This window comes from Paenibacillus sp. MZ03-122A (assembly GCF_024213325.1).
GTDB classification, from domain to species: domain Bacteria; phylum Bacillota; class Bacilli; order Paenibacillales; family Paenibacillaceae; genus Paenibacillus; species Paenibacillus polymyxa_B.
This window is the reverse complement of the sequence record NZ_JANAVI010000068.1, coordinates 1-404: the sequence shown is the minus strand read 5'-3', so window position 1 is coordinate 404 and position 404 is coordinate 1. Positions and strand designations below refer to the sequence as shown.

The following is a 404-nucleotide window of genomic DNA, read 5'->3' as shown; positions in this document are numbered from 1 at the left end:
ATCCGGCGAGAAGCCTTCCGGTTGCTCGTCCGAGTTCACCTGAATATCGCTTAACAGCAAATCTGGATTGATCCCAATCTGGGACAGGATCGCTATCAAATCCCTGCTTAATCTCTCAATAGCGTCAGCTCCAAACAGCTTCGTGCAATATTCAAACGAACCCTTGATCTCCCCATCTTCATCACTCATAGACAAAGTCAAATCGAATTTGGAAATACGATGCTCCTGAACATACGGACTGAAGGACAGCATTTCTAGCTTCGCTTCCTGTGACTCCATATTTTCCAGTACAAACATAGTGTCAAATAATGGGTTACGGCTTGCATTCCGTGCTACATCCAGCTTTTCCACCAACTCTTCCAGTGGATAATCCTGATGCTCAAAGGCTTGCAGCGTACGATCTC

General features: G+C 45.8%; 1 protein-coding gene. It reads right to left on the bottom strand.

The features are described from left to right. The coding region (locus tag NLX74_RS25575) for a condensation domain-containing protein (protein WP_254330943.1) at positions 1 to 404 on the bottom strand (404 nt) is incomplete at both ends.